Raw genomic sequence first — 16,791 nt, forward strand, 5'->3', positions numbered from 1 at the left:
GATGAGTAATAAGTAATGGGTAATGAGTAATAAGTAATGGGTAATAAGTAAAATTTTTAACTCATAACTTCTTACTCCTTACTCATAACTCCTTACTTACTACTCATTACTCCTCCATTCGAGGTGTGGTGAGAAATCCGGGAATTGGTTCTCAAAATCTAGCTGCTGTTGGCTATGTTAGGCAGCTTTCAACTGGTTCAAGTGCTGCAACTTCGTGATAATTCTCTCCCTCTGGCTAGTACCAACCTTAGTACTAGCAACCTTTGGCGTTTACCTGGGAAATATCTCTCGCAAATCCGCTAGCATCTCAAAATTCTCACACGCTTCCAGGCACTCAACAATATAGTCGATTGAGTCGAGACGTAACCATTCTTTTGTCGCGTCTAAGTCACGAATACGGTGGTTCATAGCATTGCACTGGCTCTAACCACCATTTTAGGATAGTTTTCGCTGATTTTTAGTGTATTTGTACTATTTTAGGTGAAGTGCTGCTGCCTTAATTGAAGTGACGCTAAACAACTGGATTCTGGAGCAGGCGACCGCTTAAGGTTAAGTGCGCTATTCATCCAGCGATCGCATCGCACATAATTGTCCCTGTGTGGAGTGATTCGGGGCGATGATGGTATGCCGTTTCAATGGCGAATGTAAACCATTGGTTGTGACGCATCTGGCTAGGTTACATCGGGTGCTGTTGATGCTAGGTTTAACTTCTGTGTGAGAGCAGTTTCAATATGTTTCGTTATTTCTGCATAAAACACAAAACAAAAGAAGAAGAATATTACATATCGAACTTCTATATAAACCAGGGGACAACATTTTCAAAGTCCCCTATTTTATTTTTTGTAATTATAAATTATGCTCTATCCCGCGTTCATATAATAAAAAGATATTTCCTTTCAAAACTTGCTTGAGTGGTACGAATGCAGACACAGGTGTTAGAACTAGAAAAAATCGCTGACAAAATTAGAAAACTATTCGCACTTAGCCAATCTTCCAACGAAGCAGAGGCAAGCGCCGCCGCAGCTAAAGCCCAAGAAATGCTAACCCGGCACAATTTATCAATAGCCTCACTCCAAGATTGGACACCTCAACCACTAGAAGAAGAAGTCATTCGTCAGTTCAAACGCATGACATCGTGGAAATTTATTTTACTAAGTGGTGTTTGTTGGGGGAATTACTGCTCTGCGCTCACCAGACACTACCATAGCGGGTCTAAAATGATTATCTTAGGGCGAAAAGTGAATATCGTCTCTACTCAGATTCAGTTTGAGTATCTTGAACAAACTATTGAACGACTGGCAAAACAAGCCGTAGGCAATCGCGCTTTTAGAAATGCTTTTAAATTAGGTGCTGCTAATAGACTTGTAAGTAGGATTCTTGAGAATCGTGATCAACAGAAAAATGAAGGGATTCCTGGAAATACTGAGTCGATTGCAGTACCCGCCATTATCGTGCAAGCGCTCTATGAAAAACTAGAATCTGAGTTAGAAGCATATCTAAACAAGGTGAAAGTTAAACAAATGGCTGTACCATCAATTGGTTCAAAAGACGGATATTTCTCTGGTATATCTGCGGCTGATTCTGTCTCTCTTAATCGCCAAGTTAATAGCAGCCAACAGCACTATCTGCCAAGTTAATTAAGACTTATCAGGAGATAGCGGCAGTGATAAGAGCAGATTTTGGAGTGATTGATCTTATGCAGTGCTTCACGCGATCGCTTTCGGCAAGATTTACAGTACTTATACAGAGGTATAAATAGTTATCAACTTATAGACTGAATCTGGAAAAGATGATTATAGTAAATTTATATACTCTATTGATGTGAATAACTCGGTAGAGTATTTTTGTGAAAGTGCGCCTAATGTAAGTGATCGCCTCTCCTGTGCCCTTGTTACAACCGCCCTCCACAGCCTACGATCGCTCCTTGGGATAATGGTGGATTTATGTTGGTTTGACCAAATTTTGACAACCATTGGTTGTCACGCACTCAGCTAAGGGTGTTGCATTGGGCTTGGTTGATTGCGTCTAATCCTTGTATAGTGCAGCTTTAAAAGTTTTTCGCTCTTTTTGCATAAGTTACAAGACTTGAACTGAAGAGTATTACATAGCGAACGAATTATGTGTAAAGCAGGGGGCAATAGTTAAAACTCCCATATTTTTTTTGTAAGCACTGCTCTGGACTCCTTGCCCAAGGGCAGTTTTTCATGAGTAATAGCGAACACCTACATTTCAACTTGTCTATTTTTGTATGTTCGGCAGCCTTATTTGATATTTCGCCCCATACCAAAAATCTTAACGCTACCTAGCTCACCGGACATTTTTCTTGCTTACAAAGATGTGCGTTTACCTATTGCCGACTCTAATGAGTATATACATGGCTGGTGGATTCCAGCACCATTCCCAAAAGAGATGGAAGTCCCTAAGCAAATTGTTGCAAAAGCCAGTGTTAAGGGAAAACTTAAAATAAGGAACTATTTTCAATGCTGGGGTATGGGTGCATGAACGTTAATTTTAGAGGAGTAAAGCTGTGAAATTATTTTGGAATACAAGTTTTTATGGAATTTTTTGGATCTGGAATCTGACATTTTTAATGTTAGTTTACATAGGGATATTGCCATACATAGGCGTACCATTATTTCAGGCAACCTTAACAGGTGATATCCCATCTGAATTTTCTTTGACTCTAGTTACTTTAATTGCCATCCCCACAATTTCCAGTATTATCGGTGGTTGGAGATTTACCAAACAACCTTTACAACTAATTCGCCTATTTTATGGTATAGAAGCACCACTGTTTTTATTGTGTTTGTTGCGGTTATTTGTGATCCGAGAACTGACATCAGCCAGTAGCCAAATTCTGATAACAATGGGCGTATGTATAGCTGCTTTTACTGGAGAGTTATTTTGGGGTTATGCTGACCGACGTAAAAGTGGTTTGCAATGGGCACAAATGTTAGCCCATACATTAATGCTAGTATTTGGAATTTATGCGGGTGCGGTGTTGTTATTTTACGCCTTGCCTTTAGCAGTATTTCTGTTGCAAGAATTCCTCAAATTTGCATGGCTAAAACTATTATGGGATGTACTATATCACTCAGCTTTTGTGGGAGGGTTATTTATAATAATTCCTTGGCTGGCTATTGTTAGTTTCAGTGCCACATTGTTTATTGCAATGCCATCGGCGTTAACAGCAATGTATGTACATTCAGGAGCAAAAATTTTAAGAGCCTTTGCTTCAGAACATGGTAAGAATAAAACATTTGCTGGTGCTGGTGCAGTTATTGTGGCGTTTGCAGTTACTTTTGTATCTTTACAACAACAACCCCAAGTATTAGCTTTTTCACTCTTAGCTAATGCACCTAAAAATGATAGCGAGCGCCAAACGCTCGTAGCCAAATCAGAACAAATTCGTACAGGATTAGTTAATGCTTATTTATCTTCTTACCGCTACCTTAGCAGCAAGCAAGAAAATAACCATATCAGTGCTATGTATCATCATGTCTTAGGCTTAGATAAATCTGCCACTGATGGATTGCAAGCAACTTATAACTTTCTGATGTCACCATTTTTATATAATGGTTCTGACAAAGATATCGCCAAGGCAGAGAAACTTTACGCCGATTTTTTTGATACACCTCTACAAAAAGCAGAAAAAACAGCAGTTAGTCACGCAGTACAATCTACTTTTAATGAACAAGAAGTTAAAGCAGGTTTATTAAATATCAACGAAAAAAAAGTTTTATTAGTATCACAAAAAGTCACAGTTAAAGAACATGGTGATTGGGCTGATGTGGAATTATACGAAATTTATAAAAACCAAACACAAGAAGTTCAGGAAGTTTTTTACTCCTTTTCTTTGCCAGAAAGCGCTGTAATTACTGGCTTATGGTTGGGAGATACTAATAAATTAGACCAACGTTTCCCTTTTGTTGTCTCTCCTCGCGGTGCTGCCCAGAAAGTTTATAATTCTCAAGTTAGACGTTCACGCCCTATAGATCCGGCTTTGTTGGAACAAGTAGGTCCGAGACATTATCGCTTACGGGCTTTTCCTATTCCTCCTAAGAATGTACAACAAATACAAGGGCAACCACCACTCCCCACAGAAATGCACCTATGGTTAACTTACAAAGTGCTGGGACAAGACTTGGGTTGGGAAATGCCCGATTTAGGGGAAAGACGTAATATTTTCTGGACTAATCAAACCAAGCGTATCCGCAACGGCAAAGAAATCGGTTTGAAAGACGATGCTTGGTTAGAAAAATTCATAAGAGCAAGTGGAAAAATTCAACCTGTATTACATGAAGTAAATTTAGAGTCTGGCTACAAAATATTAGCTAAACCCTTATCTAGTCAAGATTACGCCTTACCCAAAGGCCAGCGAGTTGCTGTAGTTCTCGATACTTCTCGCAGCATGGGGGAACATATTAAAGAATTGCTGCAAACATTATCATGGTTGAAACAACACAGCTTTGCAGATAATGATTTGACAAACAACGATGCAGATTTATATCTCAGTGTTTCTCCAGGTGCTGCACCCAAACGCTTAGATAATCTCCAGCAATTCCAACCGGAAAAAGTCGCCTTTTACGGTACAATTCAACCCCAAGAAATGCTGACACAGTTTAACAATTTGCGTGGAGATACAGCTTATGATGTCGTTTTGTTGTTGACTGATGAAGGTAGTTATGAATTATCGAAGAACAATAAAACCGTCCCTAATACGCCTGCACCTTTGTGGATGCTACATCTAGGTGGATTACCTGGGGCTTATAATGATGGCATGATTAAATTATTACAAGATAGTGGTGGTGGAGTTGCTGTTAATATTTCTGAGGTGCTACAACGAATTGCTACTAAATCAGTTTTAGGCAACTCTGTTGTGAGTGTTGTTAATGGTTATGCTTGGTATTTGCAAACATTAGACACAGCAATTGTAAGTAGCAACCAACAAGATGATTTCTTGCCATTAGCAGCCAGACAATTAATTTTAGGGTTGAGTAAAAAAGTTACGTTAGACAACCTCAAAGGTTTAGATGCGATTCACGGCGTAGCCAAAAAGTATAAGATTGTCAGCCCTTATTCTTCGATGTTGGTATTAGTCAACGATGAACAAAGACGGTTACTCAAAGAAGCAGAAGCCCAAAGTGATCGCTTTGACCGTAAAGTTGAGAACGGGAAGGAAAATCTCTCTAAACCCGTTAATCCCTTGAAAGTTAGTGTACCTGAAGCATCAGGGGGATGGTTTTTTGGTGTGAGTGCGATCGCTTTATTCATTCTTGTGAAGCGTCGGCGTTAATTACAGCATATTTCAGGTAAATGAAAGACATCTCCGAAAAAGAATTGTTTTGACGTAGCAGTGCTACGTCTCTACAAGGTTTCTGGGTAACGCATATTTAATTTTTGGAGATGTCTAATCTTTTAAACGTAGTAATCGCCAAAAATCTTTCTCGTGCTGCTATGCTTATCAGCAAATTAAGGGGCTTTGGAAACAGTTAGAGTACAGTAAGGAAGAACTGGGAATTGGTGAGGAGCCATCGGCAACAGCCTGAAGTTATTCTAAGTTTTGGACAAGGTTAGTCATACAGTCACTCTTAATAATTTGCTCTGTGCAGATATAAATAGTTGTGTTGCAAACCTGGGAGGCACAGAATAGCCAAGAATTGACCCCGCCGTAGCAGTTTCGTTGGGAAATTCGTACCAACTGGGAAACCCTTGCAAGATTGCAGCCCCTTCAATAGACAAAGATTTAACTATCCCATCCGCCAACCAAATATCAGCGAACCTACTACGGTTGCAGCCTTTGTGATCGGTGAAATGCGATCGCAGTATCGTATTGCAAGGTAAATGTCCAGGCTTATACTTGGACTCTGTACGCCCCCCAACTCTCTGTATTAGCAATGGCGTTGGTTCGTTAGCCGTCAGAAATTGTTCTACCGCTTGCCGTTGTTTGGGGAGTAGTTGAGAATCGGGCATTGTGGGGATGAGATGGGCGATCGCCTCGTACCAACCACAAGGTGTAGCTCCCGAAGGTAGGGCAACATGAAAACCCCTACTGGCAACCAGAACTAACCGCCGCCGCGCCTGGGGCAACCCAAAGTCGGCCATGTTGACCACGCTGTAAGTAACCGAGTACCCCTCTTGTTCCAAAGCTGACAGAATGATACTGAAACTCTGACTATTCTGATAGCGTGGGACATTCTCCAGCGTAAACACCCGTGGCTGCAACTGTCGGATGGCTTCTGCTACTGCGATCGCTGCACTCAGGTCATCGTTAGTTTCGCCGCCCTTACCCGCTTTAGCTGTGTGAGCTTGGCTGAAGTTAGCGCATACTGGGGAGGCATGGAGGTAATCGGGGCGGCGGGGAAAACCTCGAAATCCTGACTGCGCTACTTCTTGAACTGTTAGTTGGATTATTCTACAGCCATACTCGCTGAAGTTGTGGTGATGAGTTTTGGCGATCGCTTTACTCAGTTCTGGTTTACTTGGGTCAAACTCCACTGCAATGACTGGGCGAATACCAGCCTGTACCATCCCCGCTTCAATCCCACCGCCACCAGCGAAAAGTACTATGGCGATCGGTGCATCATCTGGCAGGACTGGTTTTATTTTTGTGTTATCAAAATTTTTGCAGACATCTGATTTTGGTGATGGCTTTTTGGTTTTCGCTTTACGGATAGAGGCATCCTTGGCTATGAAGTTGTGAGCTTTCAAGGTCGTCCTCTAAGAATTTTTCGGGTATTGCAGATAACTCAACTATTACTGATTTTGGCTTTGGAAGTAGCGTATGAGTTCGGGCTGTTTTAATCATGCAGCCACCTCCATCACCAAATCATCTGGCACTTCAAAAATCCCCAGTTTTCCAATGTAAGGAATCGGTGTAATTTCTCGCGGATTCTCCAGCTTCCAGTGGTATTGCTCAGGCATCCCCCAGCCAGATGCAACTTGTGAAAACTTGCAATCCACTATTGTGACTATACCGATGACTTGACCGCGGCGGAGAGAGATTAACTCTGGGATTACTACCCCCATGCTTTGGCAAAATTCTTTCGCTAACTGGTAATCTTTTTTGGTGCAGGTTTTTGCGGCGTGAATCAGAATGTCGCCACGATAATGAATGGGCCAGCCACGGTTTTCAATATTTTTTAGAGCATAAATTATCGCCCATGCCCAAGGCTGACGAACTGAAAGTGCTTTCATAACATTTTTGCTGATGATGTGATTTCGATACCCACAGCGCGACGATTGATGTCTTTAGCACACTTGAGAGTAGTGCCAGTGCCAGCAAATCCTTTACTTCATGGGGCCCCACCTTCCCCTTTCCCCAGTTCTCACAGCCAGTATTTACCTACTTCAATAAATTGGTTCATTGGTTTATCCTCCAGTAGAGCCTTAAAAACTACGACCACGAGATAAATTCTTGAATCTGGTAAACTGATGGTCAAATAAAAGCTTGACTGTACCAGTGGGGCCATTACGTTGCTTGCGAACAACTAACTCAGCAATGCCACGATCTGGGGTATCGGGGTTGTACATTTCTTCGCGGTAAAGCATGATCACAACATCACTGTCTTGCTCAACAGCACCACTGTCTTTTAAATCACTAAGTACAGGACGTTTATCGTTACGGTGTTCAACTTCGCGGTTGAGTTGGGACAAAGCCAGTACAGGCACATCCAAATCTTTGGCTAATCTTTTTAATCCTCGACTGATTTCACCGACTCGTTGAGCCATGTTCACCCGTGAATCAGTATCAAGAGCCATCAGCTGTAAGTAGTCAATGATGACAAGCCCAACACCACCGTAATGGGATGAAATTCGGCGGACTTGGCTACGAATTTCATTAAGAGAAGGGCAAGATTCGTCGTTGATGAAAATCTGTTGTTCACTTAATTCTGCGATCGCCACACTCAAGGGTTGCCACTGGCTGTCAGAGACATTCCCAGTTTCTAGAAAATTATTTTCAATGCCGGATTCGCTGCTCAAGAATCGCTGTACGTACTCATCAGTAGACATTTCCAAGCTGAAAACGCAGATCGGCATCTTCCCAGTTTTGGCAACGTTAAGAGCGAGATTACCAGCCAAAGCGGATTTCCCAACAGAAGGACGAGCAGCTAGTACATACAACCGTCCTTTGCGAAAACCACCGCCGAGTATACTGTCCAGGTCATAAAATCCACTGCTTGCTGCTGGTGATCCCTTACCAGTATGACGTGCTTCAATTTCGGTAAAAGTGTCGGCTAGGGCATGAGAAATATGAACCAAGTCAGAGGCAGAATGCTCAGACTTAATGCTGTAGACTTTTTGTTCGGCTTCGTCGAGAATTACAGGTAAATCAGTTTCGGTGGCATAACCGAGTTGAACAATCTCAGTGCCAGCAAGGATTAACTGCCGCCTTTGGTATTTTTCCATTACCAAGTCAGCTAAAACATCGATGTTCACAGCTGAAACAGTACGGTCAACCAGACTAGCCAGTTTATTGCGTCCACCGATACGGAACAATAAACCATTATCCGACAACCAGTTGGTAATGCAAAGCAAATCCGTTGGTAATCCTTGGCTGTACAGTCGTAGGGCTGCTTGATAAATGTCTTTGTGGGCATTGATGTAAAAAGCATCTATCACCAAGCGATCGCTGATTCGGCTCATGGCACTTGGATCGAGCATAATGCCACCAAGTATTACTTCTTCAGCCTCAATGCTTTGTGGGGGTAAGCGGTCTTGTTGCGATGTGAAGTTTGTTTTGTCTTGTGTCATAAATCCTCATAACAATTCGCAATTCGCAATTCGCAATTCGCAATTAAAATGCGAATTAGATAGTGGAAGTATCTGTAACCGAGATAAAGCAGAGGGGAAAAGGGTTTTAGATTGATTAAATTTTCTTGACATCGCTTGATTTTTTCTGTTGGTTTACTTAATGGCAAACTGTGTGTCTCGTATTAAGCTTGTCCTGAGCGTAGTCATTCGCCATAGCGTCTCTGAAGGAAAAGGGTTAGTTGAAAAACTGCAAATTACGAATTGCGAATTGCGAATTGCGAATTGTCTTCATGCAGCTTGCGGATGTAAGTAGGCATACATGGAGGGATGTGTCAGCTTTAACCAATCCAACCATTTGAGCGTTGCACCTACGTCTTCTCGGTCATAGCGAGTGCTGAAAGAAGCGATCGCTTTGTCCTTGCCAACTTCATCCATGCGGTCTAGAAGTTCACTGAATGTGGCTTTATGCCAATCAAGAGAACGATTTGAGTAGTAACCGAGGGGTTGGTCGTTGGCTTTTGATTGTTCAGTTTGTGGTGTAGATGATTCAAGAACTTTTGACCAATAAACCAGCAGTTCTTCTAAACCAGCTTTACTCACCTCCAAATTGCTGATTGATTTGATCACAGTGGGGACTTTTTGCTGCCAATTAACCTTGTCCCACTCGGCTCTCTCCTTGGCGATTAACTCCACCAAACGGCGATCGCAGGTTTGGTAAATGTTGTCTCTGCAAGAAGTGCGCCAAGGGAAACGCCAAGAACGGAGCTTGATTTCATTTCTGTAAACTGCGGGTAAAGGCTCAGATGCCAAGATGCCGGGGTCAAGCAAGATGTGATTGAGCAAATCATCAATCGACTGAAATCTTGGTTTGCTTGGTTTCTTGTTCGATTGTTCGTCTTTACCGAACAACCCCGCCGCAATAGTAGGTCTACATGAGGGAATGTCTGTTTGATGCAAAGTCTCGGAATTTTTTGACAACGAAGTGGGTTGTTGTGGGGCTGGTTCTTCTGGGGTTGGTTCTTCTGGGGTTGATTCTTCTAAGCTTGGTTTTTCTGGAATTGGTTTTTCAAGGTTTAGTTGTTCAGTCTCACACACAGACGATTCTTGGGCGGGAAATGCGTTCTGAGTTGGGGGTGCTTCTTGTATGTGTTTTTCTTCTAATTTATTTTCTTCTAATTGTTTTTCTATATGAGGGGTGGATGACCCACCTATGGATAACCCACCTATGGATGACCCACCTATGGACGACTCACCTATGGACGACTCACTTATGGACGACTCACCTATGGATGAATGATTTTCTCGAAATAACTTTGTGTCTTCTTTGCTGGTAAAAATGTAATATTGCCAGTCAAACTTACCATTGTTCGGATTGTTCTCTTGAACTCTCACTAAATAGTCATTTTGTTCAGCGTTTTTGATAGCATTACGGATTTTGTCTCGTTTGTACCCCAAATGTTTTTCGATTACCGTAAAATTAATATCAAAGTTTTCATCGTGAGAAGCTACCCAAGAAATTAACCTAAATGTTGAATCAGTAACATTGTGATCACGAATTAAACTGTTGGGAATTGCTGTAAACTGTTTAGAGGGTTTACCATTACGAAATCCCATAGGATCCTCCTTAAATATTAATAATCTTGGATATAAACCTCAGCTATAGCGATAGCGATAGCGATAACAAGAGGTCATCTTTTACCTCCAACGTGCGGTCGAAAAGTTAGATTAATTCGTGTGCTAACGACCTTATTGGTCTTCGGAACTTGATGCAGATGAGTACTCTGACAACCCGGAACCATCACCAGCAGACTCCCATGCTCCAGCCAAAAGTCAGTCGGCTTACCCCCGATGGGCTTGATTTGGAATTTACGAACCGAACCTAAACTGATTGATGCGATCGCTGGGTTAAATCCCATCGAAGCTTCACTGTCGTTGTGCCACCCTATCGAATCTTGGCCACTCCTGTACTGGTTGCCGATGACAATGCGGAAGCTGTAGCCAGTAACAGCAGTAATCCTATCTCGCAGTTGGGCTAGCGATGAAGTCCAAGGCAGTGGTTTAAGTAGTACGCTCTTGGAGTAGAGGTAATCACAGCCCTCGTCCCCGTAAATACATTCCAAACGAGGTACAGGCATCGTTTTACCCAGCATTCTGATTGTGTTTTGCTGCCATTGCAGTTCTTGGCAATGTTGGTAGAGTTCGTCGGCTTCTTCCTTGTTCAGAAATTCTGGATAATAGTTGACTGGTAAACTAGGAGCAGATTCGGGAAATAAAGTTAGTTGTTGCATAATTCTCCTTTGGCGATCGCTTGAACAATTTCTTCTGCCCGTTCTTGTGAAATAGCCTGTTCTGGATTTTTGTAAAACCCAACGATTTGAGACTTGGGACGCACAATAATACGCTGTGTGGTTGCACGTTTGTCCCATACCAAACATGAAATGGTTATGTTATCGGTAGACCAACGAGTACCCCGTTTGTCTTTCCGAAAGCAGAAGCGGGGCAAAATCAGTACAAGTGACGGCGGGTGCTGCTGTAAGAAATCAGCCCGGTCATCACAGGGTTCTAGAAAGCTGGTTAGAAGGAATGCGGCTACACCCACACGCGCTTTCTGGTACGCATTTTTGATAATTGGTGCAGCAAATTCCGCGTATGGTGGGTTAGTACAAATCCAGTCGCAATCGGGAAACTTAGCCCATGACTCGGATAGTGTTGCATCCATTTGGTAATCAGCCGCTTTGTGTGGATCAATATCGTTCGTCCACATTTGCTTGGTGTCGGGCCACACTCTGAGTAATGATGCGATCGCTCCATGTCCCACACACGGCTCACCAATCACACCAGATAATCTGACATGACGCAACAACTCAGTAGTAAACCACGATGGAGACTCGTAAAAGTTCAGTGGATCTCTACCAACAGTTTCTATAGATGCACTTGTATGTGGTTGTGGTGTTAACAGTTGTGCAACAGTCATGAACTCTCTCCGGTTTGTTTGACAACTTGAGCGCTGATTGATTCAAAATCCACTTGAAAAATGTTCATATCAGTCAGCATCTCGCCACTGTTATAGCGGTCTACAATATGCTGCCTAATGTCTGCTTCTGAAAGCCCATCGGGGATATTAATGTGAGCTTCACTAATAATTTTTTCGGTGACTGTAACAATGACTCTCATGTTGGTTATGCCAAATATCAAAAAGTGTTTTACGTGGCGATTGGCACTTGTTTAATAGCGATCGCTTTTATCTCCAAGGCGTAAAATTATTCCATTGAAACCAGCTTGAGCCAGAATCAGAGTATGCAGTGGTACGGTGCATTGCTTCTGGATTACCCCAGCAACAGCAAGCGTTGATAGCAAACGTGGGCTTATCCTGAAATGTTCCATCTGGTAAAAGAATTTGGTAAACCTCATCCTCAACCCATATTTCTAACCATTCTCGGCTCATGTATTCGGCGTAAAACTGATTCCAGCGAGAGGAAAGCCAGCGCGATTCTGTTTCGCGGTTGTAACGCCACAGTTTGAAGGCGAGGTTCCAATGTGCAAGAAAGTCGAGCGCCACCGATTTGGACTGCATCAATATCTCTTTGTCACCAGGAACGAGCATCAACTCCTCACACAGCCGGGGAAGAACTAACGCCATGCCGCCATACTCAATGGTGTACCATTCGATTCCGCTAATGCCTTGGCTTACTTGTTCTGCCCAAATTGCCTGTCTTTTATCGGCTGTCTCTTTTGACTTAGCCAGAAGCATATCGAAACGCAATACTGTTTCTACTGGTGAGAGTCCGCCTTTAACTGCGTGGTTTTTTCGGGCAAGGTTACAGGCTGACTCCCAACCGGTTGCGTTAATTTGGTCTATCTGTTTAGCGATCGCACTTGCTCTATGATCGTGGAATCGTGTCATTTCTCTACCTCAAAATCTGGAATGAATTGGGGTGCGATTGTTTTGTGTAAGTTAATCACAACTAAGATGGTTTCAAGCGAGGATGTATTCAGGCCACCATCAAAAACTGTTTGTCTGCCGGAGTAAGTTCCATGCAGCATAAAGTATGAAAGGTATCGTCTCCCTTGCTCATTTCCCAATTTGTGGACAGCATTGCTAATTAAATCGACTGCACACAGATCCAAAATTGTTTGGTGCTGCCAATCTAGAGACTCAATACCTAACCATTCGGCTACAGTTGACGAGAGAAAGTAACCGTATCCTTGGTAAAATTTGTAGGCAAGACTGATTTCTTTACCGATTTCGTCAATTTGTTCTTCCACTGTTTCACCTTAATTAGACTCGTTAAACAACTGCGTCACGCTTGTCAGCCACCGCAGTTGAAATACAGTTTGGTTTGAACCTTTGGCTACTGCTGAAACCATCCGTCCCCATTGTTTACCTGAGTCGGTTGGGCGGTAGGGAATTTTTTTATCATTAGTACGGTATTGTAAACCCGCATGAACTAGCCAGTTATTTACAGCTACTGCACTCATTCCAACTTTCTCGCCAATATCGGTTGGTCTTAGGTAAGCATCATCGCTAACATTGGTGCAAGCGATCGCACTTTTTAACTCATCGGCTGCTGGTTTGAGTGCGGGGTTGACTCTGGTGGCAGCATTAACAGCTAACTGTGCGGTGAGGGATTTCTCTAATCCGGCAAATTCACCCACCAGCAGGGCTAAGGAGGCAGCTTCATGGGATGGGGCTAATGCTTTTGCCGGTTTCTCTGGCTCTGGTATTGGTTCTTGCTCTAGTTCACTGGAGAACATTACCTTCATTAGGGTTCTGTTTGCCCAGATGCGAAATGGAATAGATACCCACTGAGCTAAATCGATTGCTACCTCTGGATATACCCAAGTACCTTGGACACTTCCACGTCCTTCAACTTCGATTATCAGTGACGATATCGGAATCCCGATGTCGTTAGAAAGCTCTAACCAGTAAGCTTTTGTAGATTTTCTTTCTTTGTAATGTCCCCAAAGTTTCCCATTTGCCGCGCACATTTGAGTTGCATTCACATAGCCCTTTGGGATACTGTATCTACCTATTTCTCCATCTTGGGGCATTTGCTGAATTTCTGAGCCGCGCCATGAATGTATCAACATAATTCATTGCCTGTTTATTGAACAAAATAGTGAACTGATTCAGGCATTTACGCGTACCAAACTTTTTTCACCGACCAACGAAAAGCGATTAAGTATTGTCGGTGTTTCGGTCAATGTTGGCGATACCAATTCGACAAGATAAAACCAAAATTTATCCACAAGTACAACCCCTAAAATCAGCCGTTGTTTTGTGTCATCACCGTAAGAACATAGGATTACTTTCTGCCCCAAAGTGAAAGCAGGTTTTTGCACGGTGAGGGCTTCTAGTTGACCAGTGCCAATGATTTGATATTCTGTAGCGTGGAAGATTTCATCACCACAAATAACTGTATAAAGCCAACATTCATGTTTCCACTGGACACCAGAGCAATAGCCGAATGTTCTGGTAGTTTTCAGGTAGACTCTTTCTAATAAATTGACCTCAACGCGCGGAATTGTTTGACCCCAAGGTGGGGAAATATACCAACTGGTTTTCAGGGCATTAACGTAATCAATCATGTTTATCTCGTTAATTTCAATAAGGTCAACAACCTAAAAATCCTCGGCAATCTCCAACAAAAAACCGCATCCAGTGTTTTGTACTTGCACCCGTTTTTTATCAAGCAAATATTGAATGACAGTTTCTGAGAACTGAATGCGATGCAAAGGAATAGAACCACCAGAGCGACTTAGAGAGTGCAGTAATCTAGCAGAAGTACGTTCTACGTAGTTATCAATCGTCTTAGCCATTACTTGCACCTCCAGCTATTGCGTCTAACTGTCGGTTGAGAATGCTTATTTGCTGTTGATAAAAGTCAATCTCTGCGGTAATTTGCTGAAATAATTCTTCTGGCGTGAGCGGTTGGATTTGATCCTCTTTCAAGTAGGATATTTCATCAGAATTTTTGTTAGGCATCAGCACATAGCGCCAACCATCATCAAATTGTTCAGCCAATTCTGTACCAGATGGGTAGTAGTAAAGTCCTAGAATCGTGCCTTGTTCTGTACGCTGTTCCAAAGTAAAGCGAGGGTATGCCCAGTGTTGGGGAATGGATATTGTGGGTTTCATAGATTTAATTGGGGATTGGTGAATAAATAATTAGGGAAAGGGGGAAAGGGCAAAGGGGAAGGGAATGAAGAAATTTACCTTTCCCCCTTACCCTTTAACCTTTTCCCAGGCGAAGCCCAAAACTTACGCTGTGACTAACTCCGTTCTCTCCAGCAGCCGTTGCAATTTATTGCCAGTTAGCTGTTCTAACGGTTGCTCTAAAAAATATTCATCAAAAATGGATTTACCATCAGTAGACACGTCCACTATCGACAGTTACCAGACTACTTCCCTTGCAGAATCACAGGCTATGCGCTGGGTTTCGTCTGTTGCACGTGTGAACCACCAGTTACTGTCAGTCTGCCCTACTTCGCCTAGTTTGATATTGTTGTTGTAAATGCCGTCGTTGAGGATTTCGTAACCGTAATTCTGGCATTGGTTGAAAATCTGCGCCATGACTTCGTTACCAGTGGCGCATGGTGTTGCAAGTTGTTCCTGCACAGGTAATGTACCGTCTTTATAGTGAGTGCAGATGAAGCGATCGCAACGCATTAAAGTATTGGCACGAAATAATTCTTTATCGTTTACCATGACTACCCAGGGTTGGGTTAAATGGTTGTCGTCATGGCTGATGCTGGCTACCAGTTTGTCATCAGCGTAATATTCGTGATGGTCAAACGAGATTTCGACTATTGTGAAGGGTTCTGGAGCTACAACTTGGGCTTGGTCAGCGATGTAGCTGTCGAATTCGGCTTGGGCAAGGGCTTGGTTGTCAACCTTTTGAAGCTTAGTGGATTGGTGGGTGATGATTGCGTTTACCCAGGATTCTTTGCAGCGTTTGTCTGAGACTTCAGTTTTAATATCAAGTTGGGCATAAATAGTTTTAAGTTGATTGAGAGTTTTTCGTTGCAGTTGTTGTTGAGTGTAGATTGGGTGTGTCATGATAAGTGTTACTACATCTATAGAGTAGGTGTTTTACAAAAGGCGATTGCCTCCAAAGTTTCTCAGGCTAAGGGCATCGCCTTTTGTTGTAAGCATGGTTTTCCTTGCTAACTAACCCTATATTATGCTTTTAAAAGCATCTTGTCAAGCTTTTAAAAGCATAAAAATTGTTTTTAAAAGCTTGCTATTTTTCTTTTAAAAGTATAGAGTGATTAGGAAAGGAGGTTATCACTATGTCTGGCATTAGCAAATTGCCTTATGCCTTTGTAGACTTATATAGAAGTCGCAGAGGTATAAGTATGGATATGTCCCTGATTAGGGAGCGGATGGAGGAACTAGGCATAGATTTAGCAACATTAACCCGCCGCTATTGTGAGATTCGTCGCCGTAAAGGGGATGAGTCTGCAACCCCTGTCAATCGGAGAAATATGCTTGCTAAAGCAATATCTGATCAAGGAAACCCAACGCTGGAAACTTTCATGGATATACTTGCTGCTTTAGATGGCAAAGTCCTGATTGAGTGGAAAAGCACAAAGGTAAAAGAGTTTGGAGGTGACAATGCCGCGTGAGCGCAATTGTAGGTGAAGCAATTAACATGCTGGCATGATCATTAGGTTTCTGGGCTAGATTAAAGCTGAAATGTAAAAGCTAATGAGACAGTGGTTGTAGATAACAATGCCTACTTTTCATAAAATCAAGCTATCAGAAGGGAAACATCCTAGAGTGGTAAAACTCGCTAGAGTAGATTTTTCATGATTGAAATAGGCGTAAATAGGTAAACCAAAATTTTCAATAATAACGAATTTACTACGTTTAAGTTTTTGCTCTAGCTAGTTTTGCCACGCTAGGAAACATCTAATCGATACATAATCAACCTTACTGAGCGCTATGAGAATTAATCGCCCTCTAAAAGGGGCGGCCTCCACAATTTTATTTGCTTAATATTACACCTATGGAATTTCCACGCCTTCAAAGGA

General features: G+C 42.4%; 19 protein-coding genes. 3 read left to right on the top strand and 16 right to left on the bottom strand.

The annotated features are described in order from the left end of the window. Nucleotides 1–270: 270 nt before the first annotated feature. Nucleotides 271–408: a hypothetical protein gene (locus VB732_RS29420; protein WP_323234405.1), complete on the bottom strand. Its 138-nt coding sequence runs from the start codon at nucleotides 406–408 to the stop codon at nucleotides 271–273. Nucleotides 409–920: 512 nt separating this feature from the next. Between VB732_RS29420 and VB732_RS29425 the strand changes: the two genes are divergently transcribed. Continuing rightward, nucleotides 921–1,637: a DUF2786 domain-containing protein gene (locus tag VB732_RS29425; RefSeq protein ID WP_323234406.1), complete on the top strand. Its 717-nt coding sequence runs from the start codon at nucleotides 921–923 to the stop codon at nucleotides 1,635–1,637. 890 nt (nucleotides 1,638–2,527) lie between these two features. Further along, nucleotides 2,528–5,296 (top strand): TIGR02921 family PEP-CTERM protein, encoded by a 2,769-nt coding sequence (locus tag VB732_RS29430; protein ID WP_323234407.1) that lies wholly within the window; start codon nucleotides 2,528–2,530, stop codon nucleotides 5,294–5,296. A gap of 281 nt (nucleotides 5,297–5,577) precedes the next feature. On the opposite strand, the gene VB732_RS29435 is transcribed toward VB732_RS29430, so the two are convergent. From VB732_RS29435 to VB732_RS29505, 15 genes are all read right to left on the bottom strand, one after another. Next, nucleotides 5,578–6,711: a DNA cytosine methyltransferase gene (locus tag VB732_RS29435; RefSeq protein ID WP_323234408.1), complete on the bottom strand. Its 1,134-nt coding sequence runs from the start codon at nucleotides 6,709–6,711 to the stop codon at nucleotides 5,578–5,580. Between the two features lie 93 nt (nucleotides 6,712–6,804). Continuing rightward, entirely contained in the window at nucleotides 6,805–7,197 is a 393-nt protein-coding gene (locus tag VB732_RS29440) for an ASCH domain-containing protein (protein WP_323234409.1), read from the bottom strand. A 192-nt stretch (nucleotides 7,198–7,389) separates the two neighbouring features. Next, nucleotides 7,390–8,754, bottom strand: coding sequence for a replicative DNA helicase (dnaB, locus tag VB732_RS29445; RefSeq protein WP_323234410.1), 1,365 nt, complete (start codon nucleotides 8,752–8,754; stop codon nucleotides 7,390–7,392). 288 nt (nucleotides 8,755–9,042) lie between these two features. Beyond that, nucleotides 9,043–10,368: a helix-turn-helix domain-containing protein gene (locus tag VB732_RS29450; RefSeq protein ID WP_323234411.1), complete on the bottom strand. Its 1,326-nt coding sequence runs from the start codon at nucleotides 10,366–10,368 to the stop codon at nucleotides 9,043–9,045. Between the two features lie 74 nt (nucleotides 10,369–10,442). Then, on the bottom strand, nucleotides 10,443–11,042 hold the full coding sequence (locus VB732_RS29455) for an alpha-ketoglutarate-dependent dioxygenase AlkB (RefSeq protein ID WP_323234412.1): 600 nt from the start codon (nucleotides 11,040–11,042) through the stop codon (nucleotides 10,443–10,445). Beyond that, entirely contained in the window at nucleotides 11,030–11,728 is a 699-nt protein-coding gene (locus VB732_RS29460) for a hypothetical protein (protein ID WP_323234413.1), read from the bottom strand. Before VB732_RS29460 ends, VB732_RS29455 begins: the two co-directional genes overlap by 13 nt. Further along, on the bottom strand, nucleotides 11,725–11,928 hold the full coding sequence (locus VB732_RS29465; RefSeq protein ID WP_323234414.1) for a hypothetical protein: 204 nt from the start codon (nucleotides 11,926–11,928) through the stop codon (nucleotides 11,725–11,727). Before VB732_RS29465 ends, VB732_RS29460 begins: the two co-directional genes overlap by 4 nt. Before the next feature lie 67 nt (nucleotides 11,929–11,995). Continuing rightward, nucleotides 11,996–12,658 carry a hypothetical protein gene (locus VB732_RS29470; protein WP_323234415.1) on the bottom strand — a complete coding sequence of 221 codons (663 nt, stop codon included), beginning with the start codon at nucleotides 12,656–12,658 and terminating at the stop codon, nucleotides 11,996–11,998. Continuing rightward, entirely contained in the window at nucleotides 12,655–13,020 is a 366-nt protein-coding gene (locus tag VB732_RS29475) for a hypothetical protein (protein ID WP_323234416.1), read from the bottom strand. Before VB732_RS29475 ends, VB732_RS29470 begins: the two co-directional genes overlap by 4 nt. 9 nt (nucleotides 13,021–13,029) lie before the next feature. After that, nucleotides 13,030–13,845, bottom strand: coding sequence for a KilA-N domain-containing protein (locus VB732_RS29480; RefSeq protein WP_323234417.1), 816 nt, complete (start codon nucleotides 13,843–13,845; stop codon nucleotides 13,030–13,032). Nucleotides 13,846–13,884: 39 nt separating this feature from the next. Next, a complete protein-coding gene (locus VB732_RS29485) occupies nucleotides 13,885–14,343 on the bottom strand; it encodes a DUF1392 domain-containing protein (RefSeq protein WP_323234418.1) in 459 nt (152 codons plus the stop codon). Nucleotides 14,344–14,376: 33 nt separating this feature from the next. Then, nucleotides 14,377–14,574, bottom strand: coding sequence for a hypothetical protein (locus VB732_RS29490; protein ID WP_323234419.1), 198 nt, complete (start codon nucleotides 14,572–14,574; stop codon nucleotides 14,377–14,379). Continuing rightward, on the bottom strand, nucleotides 14,567–14,893 hold the full coding sequence (locus tag VB732_RS29495; protein WP_323234420.1) for a hypothetical protein: 327 nt from the start codon (nucleotides 14,891–14,893) through the stop codon (nucleotides 14,567–14,569). Before VB732_RS29495 ends, VB732_RS29490 begins: the two co-directional genes overlap by 8 nt. 123 nt (nucleotides 14,894–15,016) lie before the next feature. Further along, nucleotides 15,017–15,139 carry a hypothetical protein gene (locus VB732_RS29500; protein ID WP_323234421.1) on the bottom strand — a complete coding sequence of 41 codons (123 nt, stop codon included), beginning with the start codon at nucleotides 15,137–15,139 and terminating at the stop codon, nucleotides 15,017–15,019. Between the two features lie 9 nt (nucleotides 15,140–15,148). Continuing rightward, on the bottom strand, nucleotides 15,149–15,814 hold the full coding sequence (locus VB732_RS29505) for a hypothetical protein (RefSeq protein ID WP_323234422.1): 666 nt from the start codon (nucleotides 15,812–15,814) through the stop codon (nucleotides 15,149–15,151). A gap of 233 nt (nucleotides 15,815–16,047) precedes the next feature. On the opposite strand from VB732_RS29505, the gene VB732_RS29510 reads away from it, so the two are divergent. Next, nucleotides 16,048–16,383, top strand: coding sequence for a hypothetical protein (locus VB732_RS29510; protein ID WP_323234423.1), 336 nt, complete (start codon nucleotides 16,048–16,050; stop codon nucleotides 16,381–16,383). Nucleotides 16,384–16,791 lie beyond the last annotated feature (408 nt).

The organism is Nostoc sp. UHCC 0252, from assembly GCF_034931145.1.
Classification (GTDB): domain Bacteria; phylum Cyanobacteriota; class Cyanobacteriia; order Cyanobacteriales; family Nostocaceae; genus Nostoc.